Origin of the sequence: Bacteroides faecium, assembly GCF_012113595.1 — a bacterium.
Taxonomy (GTDB): Bacteria; Bacteroidota; Bacteroidia; order Bacteroidales; family Bacteroidaceae; genus Bacteroides; species Bacteroides faecium.
Genome location: NZ_CP050831.1, coordinates 5,235,697 through 5,253,760 on the forward strand (window position 1 = coordinate 5,235,697; position 18,064 = coordinate 5,253,760).

Genomic DNA, 18,064 nt, shown 5'->3' on the forward strand with positions numbered 1-18,064 from the left:
TCCAACTTTATTTTCGTTCTTTATTTGATTTTCTTCATAATTCTGTCCCAACGAGGTTTCTCCGTAAATTTATCTTCCGAATACCATATACGGGAAGCTTTACCTACAATGTATTCTTCCGGCAACATCCCCCAATATCTCGAGTCCTGCGAATTAGCCATATTATCACCGGAAACAAAATAATAGTTCTTTTTAAAGCGATATTGGGTAATAACGCTGTCCCCCAATACTATCTGTCCGTCTTTTATACGTAGTTTCTTCTTCTGTTCCCAACCTATCAACTGCCTGTACAAAAGGCAGTTCGTACGGTTCATCATTACTATCTGACCTTTCTTGGGAATCGGCAAAGGTCCGAACTCACGGATAGTCCATCCAATTTGTTTGTCATAGGGAAATGTACCTACTACAATGCCATGCTGTTCCGGATGCTGTAATCCAGCGAGATATTGTTGAGCCTTATAGTTTCCCAACTGTTCATCACAACCACGTATTTTATAAAATCCTCCCCGAATCTCTAATGTATCTCCCGGCAAAGCAATACAACGCTTTACATAATATTGCATTACATCCATCCGTACACTATCCCAACGATTCATTTGATATGGGAAATTAAAAACCAGTATATCATTTCTCTTGAAATTCCCAAATCCGGGCGTTCGGTGAATAACAACATCCTCATTATTCAAGGCTGCAAACACATCGAACAAACGAGCCCCCTTTATCATCTTATTAACTAATATCCGGTCGCCATCCTTCAACACCGGTTCCATAGAATCCGAAGGTATCCTGAATGAAGTAAAGCAGAACAGTTGCATCAAGAATAGAACTACTACCATACAGAATATGAAGAATGCTAAATTCTCCAGTATCGCCCAAATTCTCTTTACTTTACTCATAAGTTTCCCTTTAATTGAACCAATTTGTGATAAGCCATCAGTCCTAACACACATTTCACACGTTCATCATCATTATCCAATAATCCAACAGATGGAAAAGTCATTTTCTTCATTCTTTCCTGCAAATAATCCGCCCACAAGCACAACTGTTTCCAATGCATATCAGCATAACCAAAATCCTGTTCCGCTTCTACAATAGCAGTTGTCATCATCAACATATTGGCAGCCGCTTCCACGGCACAGTCTTCCAATTTCACTTGTTTACTGGCAATAGGATACAAACCTATATCGTAAGGTGGATACTTCTTCACCCAATAAATATCTTCACAATATGCAAATATTGGATTCAACAAGCCTTTCATCCAGTCGGTACGGTTAAAAAACAACAACATTGGAAAATTTCCATAAGCTTCTCTTACATTACTCAAAGTATCACCAAAACAAAAAAGCTTATTATCCGAGGATAACACAAACCTATGAGAGGATATAAAATTACGATAAGCAGGAAGCATTTGTTCGGCAAAAGCTTTATTCCCTGCTTGAAACGCCTTGATATTCCACCGATAATCCAATTTATTACATTCTGCTTTCAAATCCTGATACCTGTTTCCTACAGACATCATCAATTCTTTTATTTCTCTTGTTCCATCCTTATTCCAAAGTGGGCGTAAACTCTCACCACTATACTGGAAAGTTGTCCCTTCTTCATATCCGAGAAGCAATCCCCCCCTATTTTCATTTCCCGCACACAATTTTTGAGATAGAACGATATGATTATCTTCACACGAAAAGCTTGTTTCATCTGCTGCCATAGCCAAATACAAACTGTCGGACTTCACAAAACGCCAATCCTTATCGACCCAACTATCAATTTTCCTTTTGCCAAACATCCATTCCGTGTCCACATCGAACAAAACTTCCACTGTATGTTCCTTTCCGCTTGCCGTACGAACCTGATAGGTAAGAAAACCAACAGGCCATCCTGTCATATCCCATCTTTCCGACAAGGAAGGTGAAACAAAGTCAATCTGAAGTTCCACATCTCCACATTGGAAAATAAATTGAGTCTGCGTGGCTTGCACTTCCATTTCTTTCAAAGTTGCCGGTTCTGCATCAGCATATGTTTTATTTTCTATATACAAGCCAAAATCCAACAAGCCGGCACCACCCGTATTACGACAGTATGCAGCCAGAATATTATCTCCATCAACTATTTGACTAACAGCTTCATCAGTCAAGCGTTGACATTTCGTTAGATGCGTAAATCCATTCTCTAACAGAAATCCCCCATTACAAAAAAGTTTTATCCGGTCGTCACATACATAACGAGCATACACTTTATGATTCTTCAAAACCTCTTTATTGTCCACCTTGACATGCCTGCGGACATAAATATTTTCCGCTCCCCACAGAGTATGAGCCGGATAATAATATCCCTTTGTCGGACCAAAAGCTCCGTTACCTTCATTCCACAAAGAATCATCATATTCTCTCAATTCCCATCCTTTTCCCGGATACAAAAAAGAATATTTCCCCGTCCATCCGATAGTATCCTCTGAAAGAGGAGCTAAAGGAGATATACGCAAAGAATCGTCTCCCATGAAACGATAAGCTTTACCGTCTACACGCAAAAGACCTGTTATCGGGAATACTTTCCCGGTTCTCAACTGCGGATAACTTTTATTTAGCGAATCACCTATTACTTTGATACTAACATCGGGAGTAATCGCCAATAATGTATGTTCAGAAGGAGCAATACCGGAAAGATGCGAAATCTTCTTATCCGAATAAGAACAAGCATATATCAGAGAAATAATACCCGAGATTATAATTATTCTCCATGCCACGACAAGCCTGATATGAGTTCTTATTTCCATAGCTGAGTTCCGTTTTCATAAATAAAGATTCTCTCGTCCAGTCCGCGCGTATGATTTCTCAGAAGTAACAGTGTATTTTCGGGAATATCCCGAAATACCAGTGAATCGGCAGTTGCTTTTATTTTTCCGGCAGACTTCCAATCCTGATCACAATAAAACAGCTCATATACATCATCAGGACGAACATAATTATCTCGATTGCGCGGAGTATAGACAATGCGGTCTACACGGACTTTTCTACCTAAATCAAGTCCTGCCCATCCTCCGGTAGGCTTAAAATAGTCGAAAGAAGTCCATGTTTTCCCGTCAAACACATTGGTATATTCATGTGTTCCGTCATGTTGATAACATCCGGGAGTCCCTATGATTTTCCCTGACAGAGCAACAGTATCATTCTTCTCATAAAAAGCGACTTCCGAAATATTGCATGCGCTTTTAGGCGGACCAAAATATCTAAGATAACGATATTCCTTATCAGACCAACTCTTTACAGTTGTATTCAAACGATTAGGTCTGCCCTGTATAATAAATAAAGTGTCTTTTTCCAAAAAATCAGGATAGTTGCTCCCTTCAAAAACACCTCCTATCATCCGGTCCCTATACATATTTTCTCTCCCGATATCACACTTGGCATATAATATCACATCTTCCTTCTCCTTTCCTGCGGGATAATAGTAAATCTCATTACTCTGTTTATCAACATAAAAAGGATCAGTCAAAAAGCATAATGTCCCATTCTCATAAGTAGCCACTCTCATAAACGAACCATTCCGTACATACTGAAACACTAAATGACCAGCAGTATATTCAGTCCAATCAACCGGAGTCCAATTATCCCTATCGCTGACACATAGATAAGCTATTTTTCCACTCCGTTTCGTTTTATACAGTTTTTCCAAAGGAATAACCAATTCTTTCTTTAAATTATAGCCATATCCATAAGTTACGTCCGTAAATTTCGGCAAACGCCAAAATGGATATACTTCTTCACCATATTCTGCCATTTGCTCGTACAATTCTCTGTTCGCACTAAAAGTATATCTATACACTTTAGAACTATCATCCCACCGATACCACCAATTCTTACGTACAGGTCGCAGTTTTTGTGGGAAATCAGTCATATACTCTTCTCCATCTTTATTCCATGTTGTCAACCAAAAATGCCCGGCATTAATATAACTTCGTACAGGAACAAAGTCAATGGCACAAGGAATACCCAAAGCGCGAAATAGATACACAGCAAAATCAGTCACTTCCCTACATGTACCGGATAAGTATTGTACATATTCCGGTCCTATATGTCCAAATGGATATGGCGTTACAGAAGTATAATAATAGCTCTTATCAGGTAATTTACTTATTAGATAATTAGCAGCAACAACCGGATCTTCAATATCTAATGAATCAGACATACGCAAAGAATCCAACAACGAATTATATTTTTCATAGTACGTTTCACGCCAGTATGCTAACGGTTCATCCCCTATCCGATAAGGCAATATATACTCACAAAATGTTTCAAACGAGATATTTTTTCCCCAAGGTTGTTCCTGCCAGACTTTAAAAGCCCAATCAATGTTATGACATAGATAAGCAGAATCTATCTCCATAATGTCACATTTCTTCTCAAATGCCTTTATAGCCCCATACACATTCTTAACCGAATCAGCAACCTGTTGTGGCGTTTGCCCTCTACTTCTTTTCAACCATGTATAATAAGACTTATAATTATCCAATTGTTCTCCAACAGAATAAGTATAAAAAGGCATATTTTCTATCAGAAAACAAACTGCTTTATACTTTAAACTATCAGTAGAGTCTTTTTGATAACGATAAAGCACTTTTTCCAACTCCATCCTATTATCTTTCGCAACTTGTAATACAGTTCCTAGAGAAGTCATTGATTCTTCTCTAAATACTACTTTCTTGATAAGATACCATCCTAATAGAATAATAATTATGAGTTGGAAATATCGTAAATGCTTTATCATATGCTTATTCATTTTGCATTTCCACTAATTTTCAATTTAAATGGAGCATTTTCGGCATTACAATAGACTGTAATTGTTTTATTAAAATATTCCGGATGCTCTGCCTTATATCTCACCTTCAATTTTATACTATCTCTTGGTTGGATTGGATTGGAAGAATATTCTATAACGGTACAACCACAAGAACTTACGACTTCATTTATAATAAGTGGCTTATTACCACTATTAGTTAATATGAACTCACCAATTTGTTCATAATGCCACTCAAAAGCTCCCATATCCAGTTTTGATGCAGACAAAATGGCTGTTGTTTTTAATTCTTCTTTTTCATTCGAAATTTCTCGTCCTAAAATAAGATCTAAATAAAGTTTTTTTATCTTCTGATTATAAACAGGATTACCAACAGCAAGTACTTTATTTGCTCTATCTAGCAAAAAAGTATGAAACATCATTTCTCCCGGAAAATGATTCAATTTATTTAACGAGTCTTTCTCATCGAAGCATACAGGATATCTAAAATTATCTACCATCAAATTATAAGAAAGTTCCATTTTATTTTTAGGATAAATAAAATATAAAAATTGAACAGTATTAGAAGATAATGAATCAATCTGAGCCATAAAACCTTTCCATGCCAATAATCTTAGTTTGCAACTGGTACAACCTACAGAATCAACATACACTACTATTTTATATTTATTTCTTTCAACCTGAAAGTTTACTGTATCCTTTCCACCAATTGTAAAAATAGGATTAATCGGGAAAACTATTTCTTTGCTTTCCCATTCTCGTATTAAATCCACTATTTTTTTTTGTTTACTATCTATACAAGATATAGACATAAATAATAGTATACAAAAAACAATATATTTCATTCAATTTAAATACTTAGTTCATTATTATCTATAATGCATTCAATTAACAGAAGAAGACATTATTGAATACTTTTCCAATATTGATTCTTTTGTTTCAAACGCATACACATTTCCATTCAACACACATAACGAAGAATATAATGAGCCAGCCAACTGATATACACCTTTTAATCTGATATCAGATTGCAACTCAAAAACAGCCACTGTATTAGCTTTATATCCCATAGTTTCATAAGAAGACAATAAAAGATAAATCTGATTTCCATCCATATATGCATCTTCACAAATAATGCCATAACTATTGGAAGACATAGGTTGTGTATCCAAATAAGCTAAACTTCTCTTTACTACCTCCAAACTTGAATAATCATAATCCATTATTTTCTTCTTATCAAAATTGTACACTTCAATTATTGCTTCATTATCTGAGATACTAACATATCCAGAAGAAGATTTAAAGAGATAGCGCCCATTTCTTACATACTCCATATCTGTATGTGCAAATAAAGTTCGTTCCCCCCAATATGAAACAGAATCAGATTGTAACTTCATTTTTCCAAAAGCTCCCCTTCTATCAGTTACACTCATTTCCATATAATCATTTCCTGATACTACGAAACGAAATTCCGGCATTAAACCAACCTTTTCTGATAAACGATATCTGGCTATTATATTACCATCCAGCCCATATGATATGAGTTTAGCACAACCTGCATCTAAAACATAAATTATATCATTATCTATTATGAAACTTGACACATTACACAATTCCTCCGGACCTTCCCCCATACGCCCTATTAGTCCTTTGAGATTCAAACAACTATCCAACTTTATAATTTGATTTCTATATTGTTCAACAAAATAGATGTCATTATTATACGTAAGCAGGTTTTTCACTCGCCCTAAGAATAAAGTATCAGAAAATTCTGATACTTTATCTTTTACTGATAATCTTCTTACTAAATCTTTTTCTGAACAAGAAAATAGACTCATCAGAAGAAATAATAATACAAATACATACTTCATATTATTCAACAACTGGTTTTAATTCCATCACATTTCACCCATCTTGACAAAACTGTAGCATGACGCTCACATACTCTTCCTGAGCATTCAACAAAATCATTAGGTCCTCCACCGCCACAAGAGACACGAGCAGTACACGTACCTTCAGTCTCACCGCCTGCTAAAGCTTCTACATTAACCAAAGCCAAAGTTGATAAATCTACAATAATTTGTGTTTTATACACATTAAATCCCGCAACAACGGCAATAACAACAACGGCTATAAGCCCCATCATTTTCTTTTTCATTCTGTCATTTTTTAAATTGTTCTTTTTCGTTTTTCTTCTGTATCTATCATTTCAACAGAATAGCAATAGTTTGCTACATTAATTTTTTATTCTTATGTTTGCAGCGGAATCTTTTTTTAAAGGTTTAGGAGCAGATGATATGTAAGCAAATCCGGCAAGATGAACAAACTCATCATTCTGCTCCTTTAATCAAGTTAATTATCTAATTCAACCAAAGCTAAACTTTAGTATTGGCTGATCGCTATTTACATCTGTCGCCATTATCGTTTTAGTAGTTTCATCTACATAAATACCATATATATATTGTTCGAGTATATATTTGCATAACGGTTCTCCTTTCAAACTAAATACATAAATATATTTTCCACCATCAGGAAGGCTTCCGCTTTGTCTCGCTATCTCCTTAAAAGGCGTTCCATGAAACACCGCATAAATAGCACAATCAGTTACTTGCACATCGCTAAATCCCATTATACCTGTTGGCATACCATATCCATCTGATATTTTGAATTCAGGTTCGTCGTGCTCACCGATACGAATTACATGAGTACTATCTTTTAAATTATAAACTTCAACCACTTCTCCCAACTGAGTAACAGCAGCCAAAATACTATTACGAGGATTATAATCTAAAAAGCTACGCCATGCCTGTGCTAATGCCGGACGGGCTTCTTGCAAGGCCTTCTCATTTGTTGTTGGTATAGCTCCTATTTTCTCTATTAGCTTACCTTCACAACTAACCTTCATAAAACGACTCTCACCTGAATAGTCAGGAATGACAAATGTTGTATCATTATATATGGCAAAATCAAGTGGTCGAAGTATATCTTCATCCAATGCCACCGTTTCCTCACGAAGCAGTGAATCACCGGATGAAGAAAAATCTAACCTAGTTAATTCGCTTTTGTTAGCATCTAAAGTCCATAATATATGGTTATGTAAACGAAAGTTCTCCATTGACAACATTTCTGTGGGAGAATCTCCTCGTCTACCAAAAGAAGATAGATACCGGAAACTTGGGTATTGGAATAAATGCCCATAATAATCGAAACCATGTAAATCCATCACAATAGCTTTATCCCCTTCTATCCGTATCCGAAAAGGATAACGGAACAAGGCTGTATCAAGCTCTATTACTTCTCCTTTCAATTCTTTTTCTTGCGGAAATCTGGAATAAGGTAATACATTGTCTGCATATTCCTTATATTTCGTTTTGCAAGAAATAAAGAGAAATAGAAAAAGAAGGAGAAGAAGAATACTATTCTTCAAGGCTATATCCTCCAAAAATATATTCAACCTTTTTATGAGATACAGGACAATCTAAGGAACCAGTTCCATAACAACGAGTAATGGCCGCGTGTTCACCAGCAGCTAACGCTTCAACATTATATAATAGAAAAGTATTATGCACTTTACTATTACTATGTGAAACAAAATATTTAGTAGACAAAGCAGCTACCATACACAATAACAAAACTATTAATTTCTTCATACTATCTTTGTGTTATAAGATTAATTATGGCAACAAAAATAGTAGTGAAAAAACAGATTAGCAAACTATGCTGCTGACCATTTCGGACATGGCAATATTTTTTTCTCTAATAATCAAATGCAAATTAAAATATTCCCATTTCATCGATATTTTAGCTATTTGACTCAAAAGAAGAATTCTCTGAAATAATTAGTTGATATGCACCAACTTTCCTTAATATATTTAATGAAGGATCTATTCCATTGATAAATGAACGTAAACGTCCAACCGCTTTATGCATTCGTTTGTCATTACCTGAACCATCAGACCACAATGTATCTATAATTATATTATCCTTTAGAATATAGTCATTATTACTTGCATTTAGAAATAATTCCAAAAGCAAACAAGCTTGAGCCTGATTTTTTTTCTCAATGCCATTTACCATTACAACATTACGGTCTGCATAAAATATTATATGTTCACCCAATTTGTATGAGCGTATGGGAGTAGTACTCACTTTCTGAACTTCTTCGATTACATGAATTTCTACAGGAACTTCCTTTATCACTTCAACAGGAACCTCATTTATAATTTCCACTATCTCTTTACAATGAAATGAATGTATCTTGCGACGAAGAGCAATAAAAGACTTATAAAATCCATATCCCAAAATCAAATATAATGATAAATACAATAGTATCTCTTTATAAATCATACTCCATATAGAATAATACAAGTAACCCTTTACTTCTATCTCACAAGCATAACCTATATAACGGGTAAATACTATATTGGAAGAGTTACACCATTCGCTCTGATATGTATTTTGCAATTTTACACCACCATCAGTGCTCGTTAAGGATATGCACAAAGCTGATCTTAAAACAATAGTTGATAATTCCAATTGTGTTCTCCATCTAACATTCAAAGAATCAGGTTGAAGTGGTTTCTTTTTAAATGCAACAGAATGCAAAAGACGTACATTAGTATCATCAGTTATATTCAGGGTACTTTTCTCTATATCAAGCAGATACTCATGTCTTCCAGACTCATCTTCCCAATAAACAATACTCGAAACATCATCAGTCACTGTAGCTAGATTAAAATTAAGCGAAATATCACCCTTCAAATTCCTGTTTATCAGCTCCTGATTTATTGCCTCACCAAAGGCTACTTCCGCTTTCTTCTTAAGTTCTGATAATTTCGATTCATAAGTGTACTTGCAAGCAAAGAAAAATATAACTCCACCGATGCAGGCAGCAATAAACAACAAAATAACATTATAAGTTCTCATCATGTTTCATTTTATATCCTTTTTCAAACACAAAGGTAACATTATTTAATTAATTCGCGAATAAGCCAAACAATATCTATAGTGCGAGAAACTATATTCTTGCAGTTTCAACAGAGAATGGAATGTCAACTATGTCTCCCACAATAAGAGATTCTGTTCTATTTTTAAGATTTCTCCTTTTAATATTCAATTCAAAATCGAGCAAATAGAAAAATAAATGTATAAATTAATGTAAGAATATGCCATTCATGAGCTAAAAACTGCATAAATGAGGAATAAAAAACGAGTTATTCTCCCCTAACTAAGCTCCGTTCCTTTAAAAGGAACACATCGTTGGTCGGTGAGAGTCGATGCTTTTCTCACCGACCAACGACGTGTTCATCGGTGTGGCTTGATATAACCTGTATATTTCCGGCTATTTCATGCCTTATTTTGTCAAAAACAAATATAGCAAAATATTATATAGATTCCCAATCTTCCGACAGATACATACAATTAGGTCATTATTGCAAACAATAGGTACTATTATAACAGATAAATAGAAGCATCACAGATTCCCACAGTGCCTGATCACTCACATATTTACTTGCACAACATACTCTGTCTAAATTTCAAGCAGGAAAAACGCATAAAGTATCCTATTTTTATGTATGGTCTTATTTTAATAAAAGAGCACTTTTAGCAAATAACGATTAAAAATAGAAAATATACGGCCAGACAGTTCCATATTTGGGAACTTTATTCTATCTTTGTATTAAATAAACAAGGAAGATATGAAAATTATCGATGCGGAAAAACTGGAGAAGTTTGTGAAAAAGCACGCCGATGCAGAGAACGCTATTGAAAGATGGATAGAAATAATCCAAAGTGCCGAATGGAAAAATCACAATGAATTGAAAAGTGACTTTCTTTCAGTTGATTACGTAGGGAACGATCGATATGTTTTCAATATCAAAGGGAACAAATATAGGATTATTGCCGTTGTAGTGTTTTTCGCAGGACGTTTATATATACGTTTTGTAGGAACACATGCTGATTATGACAGAATAGATGCTAAGATTATATAAAAGGAGGTGGATTATGAAAATAAAAAGTGACGCTGAATATAGAAGGTGCAAAAGAGGAATAGATAAAATCATTCACACTGGCACTAACCTTGGAAGTATGGACTTACTTGATCAATCAGACAAGGATGAACTTATTCGTTTGTCTGATATGGTAGAAGAATGGGAAGCCGCTTATCATCCTCTACCGGGAAAAGTTTCAACTTTAATAACGGACGAGATTAGACGTAAAATGGACGAAGCCAATCTTAACCAAATTGAAGCGGCAGAAAAATTAGGCGTTTCCAAATCTCGAATAAGTGAACTATTATCTGGCAAAAGAGCGCTTAACTTGAATTTAGTGAAACGTTTGCGGGACAATTTCGGAATTCCAGCTGATTTTATCTTAGATAATATGTAGAAAAGAATAAGATGAAATAAGGGCGTGCCGTGACACGCCCTTAAAAAATTATGTTCAAATTCTACTAAGAATATTCTATCTCCCACTCTCCCAAAGTCCTTGTTGTGCTATCAAAATTCACGCCAACTTTAACAACCTTACGATGGTCTATCTCATAAGGAATGGCATATTGTTTACTATTGATTTGTGCCAACGCTTCTTCGGGAGTTCCGTCTACCTTAAACTCAAGCACATAAATCGCATCAGGCATCTTTATCACTATGTCAGCCCTGCCAATTGCATTCTTGACTTCTACATCCACATATTGCCCCATCAAACGGAATAACAAATAGAATATGGTTTGATAGTGTTTTTCCTGATTGTTTTCCAAATCATAGGGTATAGAAGAAAAGAAAGAACGAGTACGAAGAAGACATTGCTCAATATCACCTTTCATCAAGTCTCTTACGAAAGAAACTACATAGAAATTACTTTCTCGGGTGGGTTGGTTGAGATAGGAAGGAATCAGCGTCTCAATAAAGCCTATTTTAACTTCTTCGTTCGGATAGCCTAATGTGTATGTACGAAAAAGAGGTTCATATCCTTTGATAGTCAGATAACCACTCTGATAGAGTACAGGAATCGGGTCTGTGATAACCTCTGTCGCTTTATCAAAGTCTTCATCTTTCACTTCCATCTTTTCCAGTAGATTGAGATTGAAGTCCATTCGCTGTAACATCTCAATCAAGAAAGTGGGCGTACCGGTAGAGAACCAAAAGCTTTTATATTTCCTTTGAGAAAAAGCATTGAAAAGACTAAACGGATTGTAAATATCTTCACAATTTTCACTAAAATGATAACCGTCATATTGGCGTTTCAAATGCTGGCAGGCTTCTTCATAAGTCTCATTGTTCGCTTGGGCTATCCTCTCAATATCCGGTTGCATCTGACTCCGCAATTCCGGCTCTGTTATACCGCAAATAGTACTATAATCATCACTCATACTAATATTCTGCAAGTTGTTTAACTCACTGAATATGCTCATCTGACTGAATTTACTGATACCTGTCAGAAATAAAAAACGAAGATATTGCCCTTGGGCTTTGAGAGGGCTGAAGAATTTACGCATCTCGGTTCGTAATTGTCCTTGTAAAGCAGAGTCACTATTACTATCCAATAAAGGTGCATCATATTCGTCAATCAATACGACAACCTGCTTTCCTGTCTGTTGATAAATTCGTTGAAGCAAACCTGTCAAACGGGCTGCATAACTCGTTTCTTCTTCATTTTTCCCATAAGTCCTCTCCCATCCGCTCAGATAAAGATTCAATTGTTCCTGTAAGTCTTCAATAGCGGTATATTTTGTTCTGCTGAAATCAATATGCAACACAGGATAAACAGTCCATTCCTGTTCCAACTGCTCTATTGCCAGTCCTTTAAATAAATCTTTTTTCCCGGAGAAATAGGCTTCCAGAGTAGAGACTAGAAGACTTTTTCCGAAGCGGCGGGGACGGCTAAGAAAATACACAGTATCAGTATGGACTAATTGATAAACCAATGCAGTTTTATCAATATATACACAATTCATATTACGTAACTGCTCAAAATTCTGTATCCCGATAGGATATCTTCTGAATATCTCTTTCATATAATTCTAATGCTTTTGTTGAAACATGAACAAAGATAACGTTTTTACGCATACCTTGTATAAATATGATCCGAATTTGAGATTTGCCCCATATTATTGTCATTTTAAAATAGTGACGCTATCCCACCAACATAGTGACGGTATGTGCTTAGGATAGCGTCACTATCCCGGGCACATACCGTCACTATATTCAAACCGGATATTTCCGGCTGTTTTCCTTAGTTTCCGCGCTGTGTAGGCAGGGTAAATTCCTGCGAATCGCAAATCATTCCGTTCTCGTCCGCCACTGCTACACGGAAAGTCACTTCACCGTCTTTCAGTCTTTCGCCTGCATGAATCGAGGCAGTGTATCGGATACCTTCGCCCGGAAGAACTTCCTCTATCATCACCGAAGGAGAGATGCCGAGATGTTTCACCTTTTCGACTGTTTCTACCACAGGAACCACATTATATACAGGCTTCCGGCCATCATTCATAATCTCAAAGATTATCTTGCTGTTCTCCCCTGCATCAATCACATGGTTGCGGTTATCATCAATAAAACGAATCCTGCGCAATTTCAGTTGGGCAAGCGGACGCTGAACCTGCTGCGGCTGTTTCTTGTATTTCTGAACACGGACTTCACGCACTTCAGGAATGTAGGCATCTTCTTCTATTTGTTCCTGTCTCGGCGCTGTCAACGCACTTCCTATTGCCGCGCCGGCAATGGTTCCTACGATATTTCCGATGGCAGAACCACGGTAACCGCCACGCCAGCCACGATTATTATCCCCGACAAGCCCGCCTATCGAACTTCCCAGACTACCACCGATAGAAGCACCTGCTACGATAGCTCCCGGATTCCCCATACGCCCCGACGCACATCCGCTCAAAATCAAAGCGGAAAGCAAAATTACTGTTAGTTGTTTCTTCATGAACCTCTCTATTTAGTGTTACTTCTCTTATTCTACCACTTTAAAACGAGCAAAACGCAATAATAGTTGCTTGTCACCCGCATTTTTGAAATGAATGGTGGCTTTTGCGTTATCTCCCGTTCCTTCTACTTTCATCACCTCTCCCAGTCCGAAACGTTCGTGCTCTATCATTTGTCCGGCTTGCACTCCTGCCACCGATGCAGAACCGGAAGACGACGCCTGAGTTCCCCCACTGCTGCCTACCGCACTTACCTTCTTCAAGTTTCTCGGCACACTGGGAGCTATTATCTGCGCCTTCGGCCGTTCGCGCTGTTCTGAAGAAGAGGTACTTCCGAAAGGTGCACGCGACGGAGAAGCAGAACGGGTAAATCCGCCTTCTATCTCTCTGCGGAAACGTCCCGCACCTTCATCCACCGAACGGCTGACTCCCGACTCATGCGGCATCTTCAAGAAATCAACATCAATATCCCGCAAGAAACGGCTGGGACTTCCAAACTCCATCTTTCCGTAACGGAAACGGGTTTTGGCAAAAGACAGAAAACAATGCTCTTCCGCACGGGTAATGGCTACATAGAACAAACGACGTTCTTCTTCCAACGCACGTGGTGAGTCTCCTACCATGCCGCTAGGGAACAGGTTTTCTTCCAGACCGACCACAAACACATTCCTAAATTCCAATCCCTTGGCGGAATGGACGGTCATCAAAGTTATTTTCTCCCCGTCATCCGCCTTATCGGAATCCTGGTCGGTAAGCAATGAAATCTCCGAAAGGAAATCGGTTAGGAATATATTCGGATTGCCTTCTTCCTGCCGTAAAGCACAGAAGTCGTTCATACCGTTTACCAACTCTTCTATATTTTCCTTGCGGCTCAGATTCTCAGGAGAAGTGTCCTGGCAGACATCGTTGATAATGCCGGATTGACGGATAATATCCGTTCCAATCTCGTATGCGTTCTTATCTGCCAAGTCCGCAATAAAGCCTTCTATCAACTCACGGAAACCTTGAAGTTTCGTATGTGTCCCTTTGTTGATATTCAAGCCATAGCTCAACGGCTCGCAGAGCGCCGCCCACAGGCTGACTCCATTATCGGTGGCTGCCGATATTATCTTGCCGACGGTAGTATCTCCGATACCACGGGCAGGATAATTGATGATACGCTTGAACGCTTCTTCGTCATTCGGATTCACCACCAGACGGAAATAAGCGATAACGTCTTTTATCTCCTTTCGTTGGTAGAACGAAAGTCCGCCGTAAATCTTATAAGGCATCGTCCGCTTCCGAAGAGCTTCCTCAAAAATACGGCTTTGCGCATTCGTACGATACAGGATAGCGAAATCAGCATAGCCGTAGGAATGTTCGCGGCGCAGTTCGGCTATCTTATTCGCCACAATATCACCCTCTTCCACATCGCTGTATGCCTGGAACACACCGATAGCTTCCCCTTTCTCTTTTTCGGAGAATACGGCTTTCCGTATCTGACGCTCATTCTTCTCAATCAAGCTGTTGGCAGCACAGACAATGGTCTGTGTGGAGCGGTAATTCTGCTCCAGTTTGAAGACTTTCGTATTAGGATAGATTTTCGTAAAATAGAGGATATTGTCGATATCCGCTCCACGGAAAGAATAGATGCTTTGTGCGTCATCCCCTACGACACAGACACGCTGGTTCTCTTTGGTGAGTTGCAGGACGATGCTGTGTTGGGCATAGTTGGTATCTTGATACTCGTCTACGAGCACATAGCGGAACTGCTCCCGATAGCGGGCCAGGACTTCCGGGAAGTCACGGAACAAGATATAGGTATATACCAACAGGTCGTCAAAGTCCATAGCTCCCGCCTGGCGGCATCTTTCCCAATAACGGGTATAGATGTCGCGGATAGCAGGCATCTTGGCTGCCATATCGCCTTCGTACGCTTCCTTATTGGCAGCATATCCCGTAGGAGTGACCAGATGATTCTTGGCGTTGGAAATACGGGATTGCACAGTTCCCGGTTTATAGGTCTTTTCGTCAAGCCCCATTTCCTTGATGATGGAACGGAGCAGGCTCTTACTATCGGCCGTATCATAAATGGTAAACTGGGAAGTAAATCCGATATACTGCGCTTCGGCACGAAGGATACGGGAGAATATGGAATGGAAAGTCCCCATCCACAAATAACGCGCCCGCTCCATACCTACCAGGCGGGCAATACGTTCTTTCATCTCACGCGCTGCTTTATTGGTAAAGGTCAGTGCAAGGATGTTCCACGGATTGTAACCGTTCTCCAGCAAATAGGCGATTTTATAAGTCAACACGCGCGTCTTCCCCGAACCTGCACCGGCTATCACCAGTGAAGGACCGTCGTTGTAAGTCACTGCTGCACACTGACTCTCATTCAATTCCTCTATATAATTGGTATTCATAACAGCATTATAAAAACAATGAGGTTTTTTAACAAACCCTCGGCGTTCAATTTTGTTCTCAATACAAAAGTATAATATTCATTCGAGAATGAAGGTATTTTTATGATTTTTCATCACTAACTATTTTAACCTAACCCCCAAAAGCAATGAAAAGAGGTATATTTTTGACAATTATTTTAAGTTTGTGTCTGGTCGCCTGTATTCCACAGGCCATGGCACAGAAGCAGAGCCGTCTGGAAAAACTGCTCAGGTATCTGAATGACAACGACGCTGACAAATGGCAGAAGAACCGCGAAAAGGTAGACGATGAAACGCAGGCATATTATGCTGAGGAACTGGAACTGCTGGATGTCCTCAACGGACTGTGGAACAAACAGAGCGAACAGGCAGCCACCGATTATTTCGGTTGTTATGAAAAGGCAGCCAAATCCTATTTCCCCAACATCTGCGATGAGGAGAAGATACAGCTTTCCAACGTGCAGAACAAGGCGGAGCAATCTATCGTCTATATTTTAGAGACTTCGAATAATCAGATTCCTTTCAGCCGGACACTAATGGACAGCATCCGTTCAAGCGGTTATCCCGCAGATTCCGCACTGATACAGAAGTTACGGGATATCCGCGAAATGGCACTGCTGGAAGGTATGCTGAAAGCACCTGCACCCGGCATTTATCAGACGTACATGACCGAGTATCCGAACGGAAAATTCATCTCCCAGATCAATGCCGCCGAGAACAAGCGACTTTATCAGATTGTGAAGACAAATCCAACACCGGAGAATTTCAAAGCTTTCTTTGATAATCCCGCCATGCAAAAGTTCTTCACGGATACGGATACCCGCCCGTTTCTGGGTGAAGTGCAAGCGTTATATGACAATTACCTGTTCCATAGCATTGACAGCTTACGGGAAGGGGGAAATGCAACGGCTATCCGACAAATCATCGATGACTACAAACGCACTCCTTATCTGGATACCGCGGCGCGTACTCATCAGAACGACTTGGAGTATCTCAGTGAAAAAGCGGATTTCGAACTTTTAAAGCCGGCGATAGTCAGTTCCGAATCTTTGAGTCTGTTGCAGGAATTTCTTAGTACGCACAGATACAAGGAGTTTCGTGACCAGGCCAATGCGTTACGGACACCGTTTATCCTGCAAACAATCATTTCCACTCCCACTTCCGTGAAATATTATAATGCAGGACGGCTGATAAAGTCTGCCGAAAACGACAGCACGGGAAATATCTCTACCACTTATTCGTATGACGACAAGGGGCAGCTCATCTCCACGTTATCACTGACCATGAAAAACGGGCAGGCAAGCAATGAAATGCAGACAAACAGGCTGTACGACCCGCAAGGTCACTGCATCTTTGAAGTACAGACGAATCCGAAGACCAAGACGGACATTTACCGGCGGACACGCCGTATCGGTGCTGATGGAAGTATCGAGAGCGATTCTCTGAGATATACGGATGGCAGACTCATCATTAGTACTTACAATAAGCAGGGCTTACTGACCGAAGCCAAAGAATATAATAAGAACGGAGAGCTCCAAGGCTACACCGCAAACAAATATGATGATAAAGGCAGATTGATTGCCTCGCAACATCAGAACCTGCTTTTCGCCAACTCGTCCGATCAGATTATTTCACAGAAAGATGCTTATGAATATGACAAGTACGGGTATCTGACGCAGATTGTCTACCAGCGGATTTTAGGGAATAACCAGAAAACGTCCGGCTGCCTGACTTGCATGTACGATAAATACGGGAACCGGATTGATGGAAATTCTTACTATGAGTATGACAATACGGGACAATGGATTTGCCGCACGAACCGGGACAACCCGAAAGATATGGAACGGATACAGTATATTTATAAATAAAAGAAGATGCTGTGAACATTTTGCGGAAGGCTTCTGTTATTATAGTATAA

At 38.7% G+C, this 18,064-nt stretch carries 15 protein-coding genes; 3 read left to right on the forward strand and 12 right to left on the reverse strand.

Translation table 11 applies throughout. The features are described from left to right. Positions 1 to 20 precede the first annotated feature (20 nt). From lepB to BacF7301_RS19560, 9 genes are all read right to left on the reverse strand, one after another. Positions 21 to 896: a signal peptidase I gene (gene lepB, locus BacF7301_RS19520; RefSeq protein ID WP_167965449.1), complete on the reverse strand. Its 876-nt coding sequence runs from the start codon at positions 894 to 896 to the stop codon at positions 21 to 23. Next, positions 893 to 2,773 carry a glutaminase domain-containing protein gene (locus BacF7301_RS19525; protein ID WP_167965451.1) on the reverse strand — a complete coding sequence of 627 codons (1,881 nt, stop codon included), beginning with the start codon at positions 2,771 to 2,773 and terminating at the stop codon, positions 893 to 895. The genes lepB and BacF7301_RS19525 overlap by 4 nt, the downstream gene beginning before the upstream one ends. Next, a complete protein-coding gene (locus tag BacF7301_RS19530) occupies positions 2,764 to 4,764 on the reverse strand; it encodes a transglutaminase domain-containing protein (protein WP_167965453.1) in 2,001 nt (666 codons plus the stop codon). Before BacF7301_RS19530 ends, BacF7301_RS19525 begins: the two co-directional genes overlap by 10 nt. 8 nt (positions 4,765 to 4,772) lie before the next feature. Continuing rightward, positions 4,773 to 5,639 carry a DUF1573 domain-containing protein gene (locus tag BacF7301_RS19535; RefSeq protein WP_167965455.1) on the reverse strand — a complete coding sequence of 289 codons (867 nt, stop codon included), beginning with the start codon at positions 5,637 to 5,639 and terminating at the stop codon, positions 4,773 to 4,775. Between the two features lie 39 nt (positions 5,640 to 5,678). Continuing rightward, a complete protein-coding gene (locus tag BacF7301_RS19540; RefSeq protein ID WP_167965457.1) occupies positions 5,679 to 6,665 on the reverse strand; it encodes a 6-bladed beta-propeller in 987 nt (328 codons plus the stop codon). A 5-nt stretch (positions 6,666 to 6,670) separates the two neighbouring features. After that, positions 6,671 to 6,952, reverse strand: a complete 282-nt coding sequence (locus BacF7301_RS19545; RefSeq protein ID WP_167965459.1) for an NVEALA domain-containing protein — start codon at positions 6,950 to 6,952, stop codon at positions 6,671 to 6,673. A 207-nt stretch (positions 6,953 to 7,159) separates the two neighbouring features. Further along, positions 7,160 to 8,242, reverse strand: coding sequence for a BF3164 family lipoprotein (locus BacF7301_RS19550; RefSeq protein ID WP_209319539.1), 1,083 nt, complete (start codon positions 8,240 to 8,242; stop codon positions 7,160 to 7,162). Further along, entirely contained in the window at positions 8,211 to 8,444 is a 234-nt protein-coding gene (locus BacF7301_RS19555) for an NVEALA domain-containing protein (RefSeq protein ID WP_167965461.1), read from the reverse strand. The genes BacF7301_RS19550 and BacF7301_RS19555 overlap by 32 nt, the downstream gene beginning before the upstream one ends. A gap of 151 nt (positions 8,445 to 8,595) precedes the next feature. After that, positions 8,596 to 9,723, reverse strand: a complete 1,128-nt coding sequence (locus BacF7301_RS19560) for a winged helix-turn-helix domain-containing protein (protein ID WP_245208271.1) — start codon at positions 9,721 to 9,723, stop codon at positions 8,596 to 8,598. 770 nt (positions 9,724 to 10,493) lie between these two features. Between BacF7301_RS19560 and BacF7301_RS19565 the strand changes: the two genes are divergently transcribed. Together BacF7301_RS19565 and BacF7301_RS19570 are read left to right on the forward strand one after the other, a co-directional pair. Then, positions 10,494 to 10,787 carry a type II toxin-antitoxin system HigB family toxin gene (locus tag BacF7301_RS19565; RefSeq protein ID WP_167965463.1) on the forward strand — a complete coding sequence of 98 codons (294 nt, stop codon included), beginning with the start codon at positions 10,494 to 10,496 and terminating at the stop codon, positions 10,785 to 10,787. A gap of 13 nt (positions 10,788 to 10,800) precedes the next feature. Beyond that, entirely contained in the window at positions 10,801 to 11,184 is a 384-nt protein-coding gene (locus BacF7301_RS19570) for a helix-turn-helix domain-containing protein (RefSeq protein WP_167965465.1), read from the forward strand. A gap of 64 nt (positions 11,185 to 11,248) precedes the next feature. Here BacF7301_RS19570 and BacF7301_RS19575 read toward each other — a convergent pair whose 3' ends face one another. From BacF7301_RS19575 to BacF7301_RS19585, 3 genes are all read right to left on the reverse strand, one after another. Continuing rightward, the gene (locus BacF7301_RS19575; protein WP_167965467.1) at positions 11,249 to 12,811 is read right to left on the reverse strand and encodes an ATP-binding protein; all 1,563 of its coding nucleotides are present in this window, start codon (positions 12,809 to 12,811) and stop codon (positions 11,249 to 11,251) included. A gap of 218 nt (positions 12,812 to 13,029) precedes the next feature. Next, positions 13,030 to 13,725: a YMGG-like glycine zipper-containing protein gene (locus BacF7301_RS19580; protein ID WP_167965469.1), complete on the reverse strand. Its 696-nt coding sequence runs from the start codon at positions 13,723 to 13,725 to the stop codon at positions 13,030 to 13,032. 27 nt (positions 13,726 to 13,752) lie between these two features. Beyond that, positions 13,753 to 16,128 carry an ATP-dependent helicase gene (locus BacF7301_RS19585; protein WP_167965471.1) on the reverse strand — a complete coding sequence of 792 codons (2,376 nt, stop codon included), beginning with the start codon at positions 16,126 to 16,128 and terminating at the stop codon, positions 13,753 to 13,755. A gap of 146 nt (positions 16,129 to 16,274) precedes the next feature. Here BacF7301_RS19585 and BacF7301_RS19590 point away from each other — a divergent pair, with 146 nt between their 5' ends. Next, complete coding sequence (locus tag BacF7301_RS19590) at positions 16,275 to 18,014, forward strand: RHS repeat protein (RefSeq protein WP_167965473.1); 1,740 nt, start codon at positions 16,275 to 16,277, stop codon at positions 18,012 to 18,014. The last annotated feature ends 50 nt before the right edge of the window (positions 18,015 to 18,064 follow it).

Bases quoted from the DNA above. Each gene is read 5' to 3' on its own strand.
- BacF7301_RS19530 (WP_167965453.1), bottom strand. From the start codon at position 4,764: ATGATAAAGCATTTACGATATTTCCAACTCATAATTATTATTCTATTA.
- BacF7301_RS19570 (WP_167965465.1), top strand. From the start codon at position 10,801: ATGAAAATAAAAAGTGACGCTGAATATAGAAGGTGCAAAAGAGGAATA.
- BacF7301_RS19560 (WP_245208271.1), bottom strand. From the start codon at position 9,723: ATGATGAGAACTTATAATGTTATTTTGTTGTTTATTGCTGCCTGCATC.
- BacF7301_RS19590 (WP_167965473.1), top strand. From the start codon at position 16,275: ATGAAAAGAGGTATATTTTTGACAATTATTTTAAGTTTGTGTCTGGTC.
- BacF7301_RS19545 (WP_167965459.1), bottom strand. From the start codon at position 6,952: ATGAAAAAGAAAATGATGGGGCTTATAGCCGTTGTTGTTATTGCCGTT.
- BacF7301_RS19540 (WP_167965457.1), bottom strand. From the start codon at position 6,665: ATGAAGTATGTATTTGTATTATTATTTCTTCTGATGAGTCTATTTTCT.
- BacF7301_RS19585 (WP_167965471.1), bottom strand. From the start codon at position 16,128: ATGAATACCAATTATATAGAGGAATTGAATGAGAGTCAGTGTGCAGCA.
- BacF7301_RS19525 (WP_167965451.1), bottom strand. From the start codon at position 2,773: ATGGAAATAAGAACTCATATCAGGCTTGTCGTGGCATGGAGAATAATT.
- BacF7301_RS19565 (WP_167965463.1), top strand. From the start codon at position 10,494: ATGAAAATTATCGATGCGGAAAAACTGGAGAAGTTTGTGAAAAAGCAC.
- BacF7301_RS19575 (WP_167965467.1), bottom strand. From the start codon at position 12,811: ATGAAAGAGATATTCAGAAGATATCCTATCGGGATACAGAATTTTGAG.
- BacF7301_RS19555 (WP_167965461.1), bottom strand. From the start codon at position 8,444: ATGAAGAAATTAATAGTTTTGTTATTGTGTATGGTAGCTGCTTTGTCT.
- BacF7301_RS19580 (WP_167965469.1), bottom strand. From the start codon at position 13,725: ATGAAGAAACAACTAACAGTAATTTTGCTTTCCGCTTTGATTTTGAGC.
- BacF7301_RS19535 (WP_167965455.1), bottom strand. From the start codon at position 5,639: ATGAAATATATTGTTTTTTGTATACTATTATTTATGTCTATATCTTGT.
- lepB (WP_167965449.1), bottom strand. From the start codon at position 896: ATGAGTAAAGTAAAGAGAATTTGGGCGATACTGGAGAATTTAGCATTC.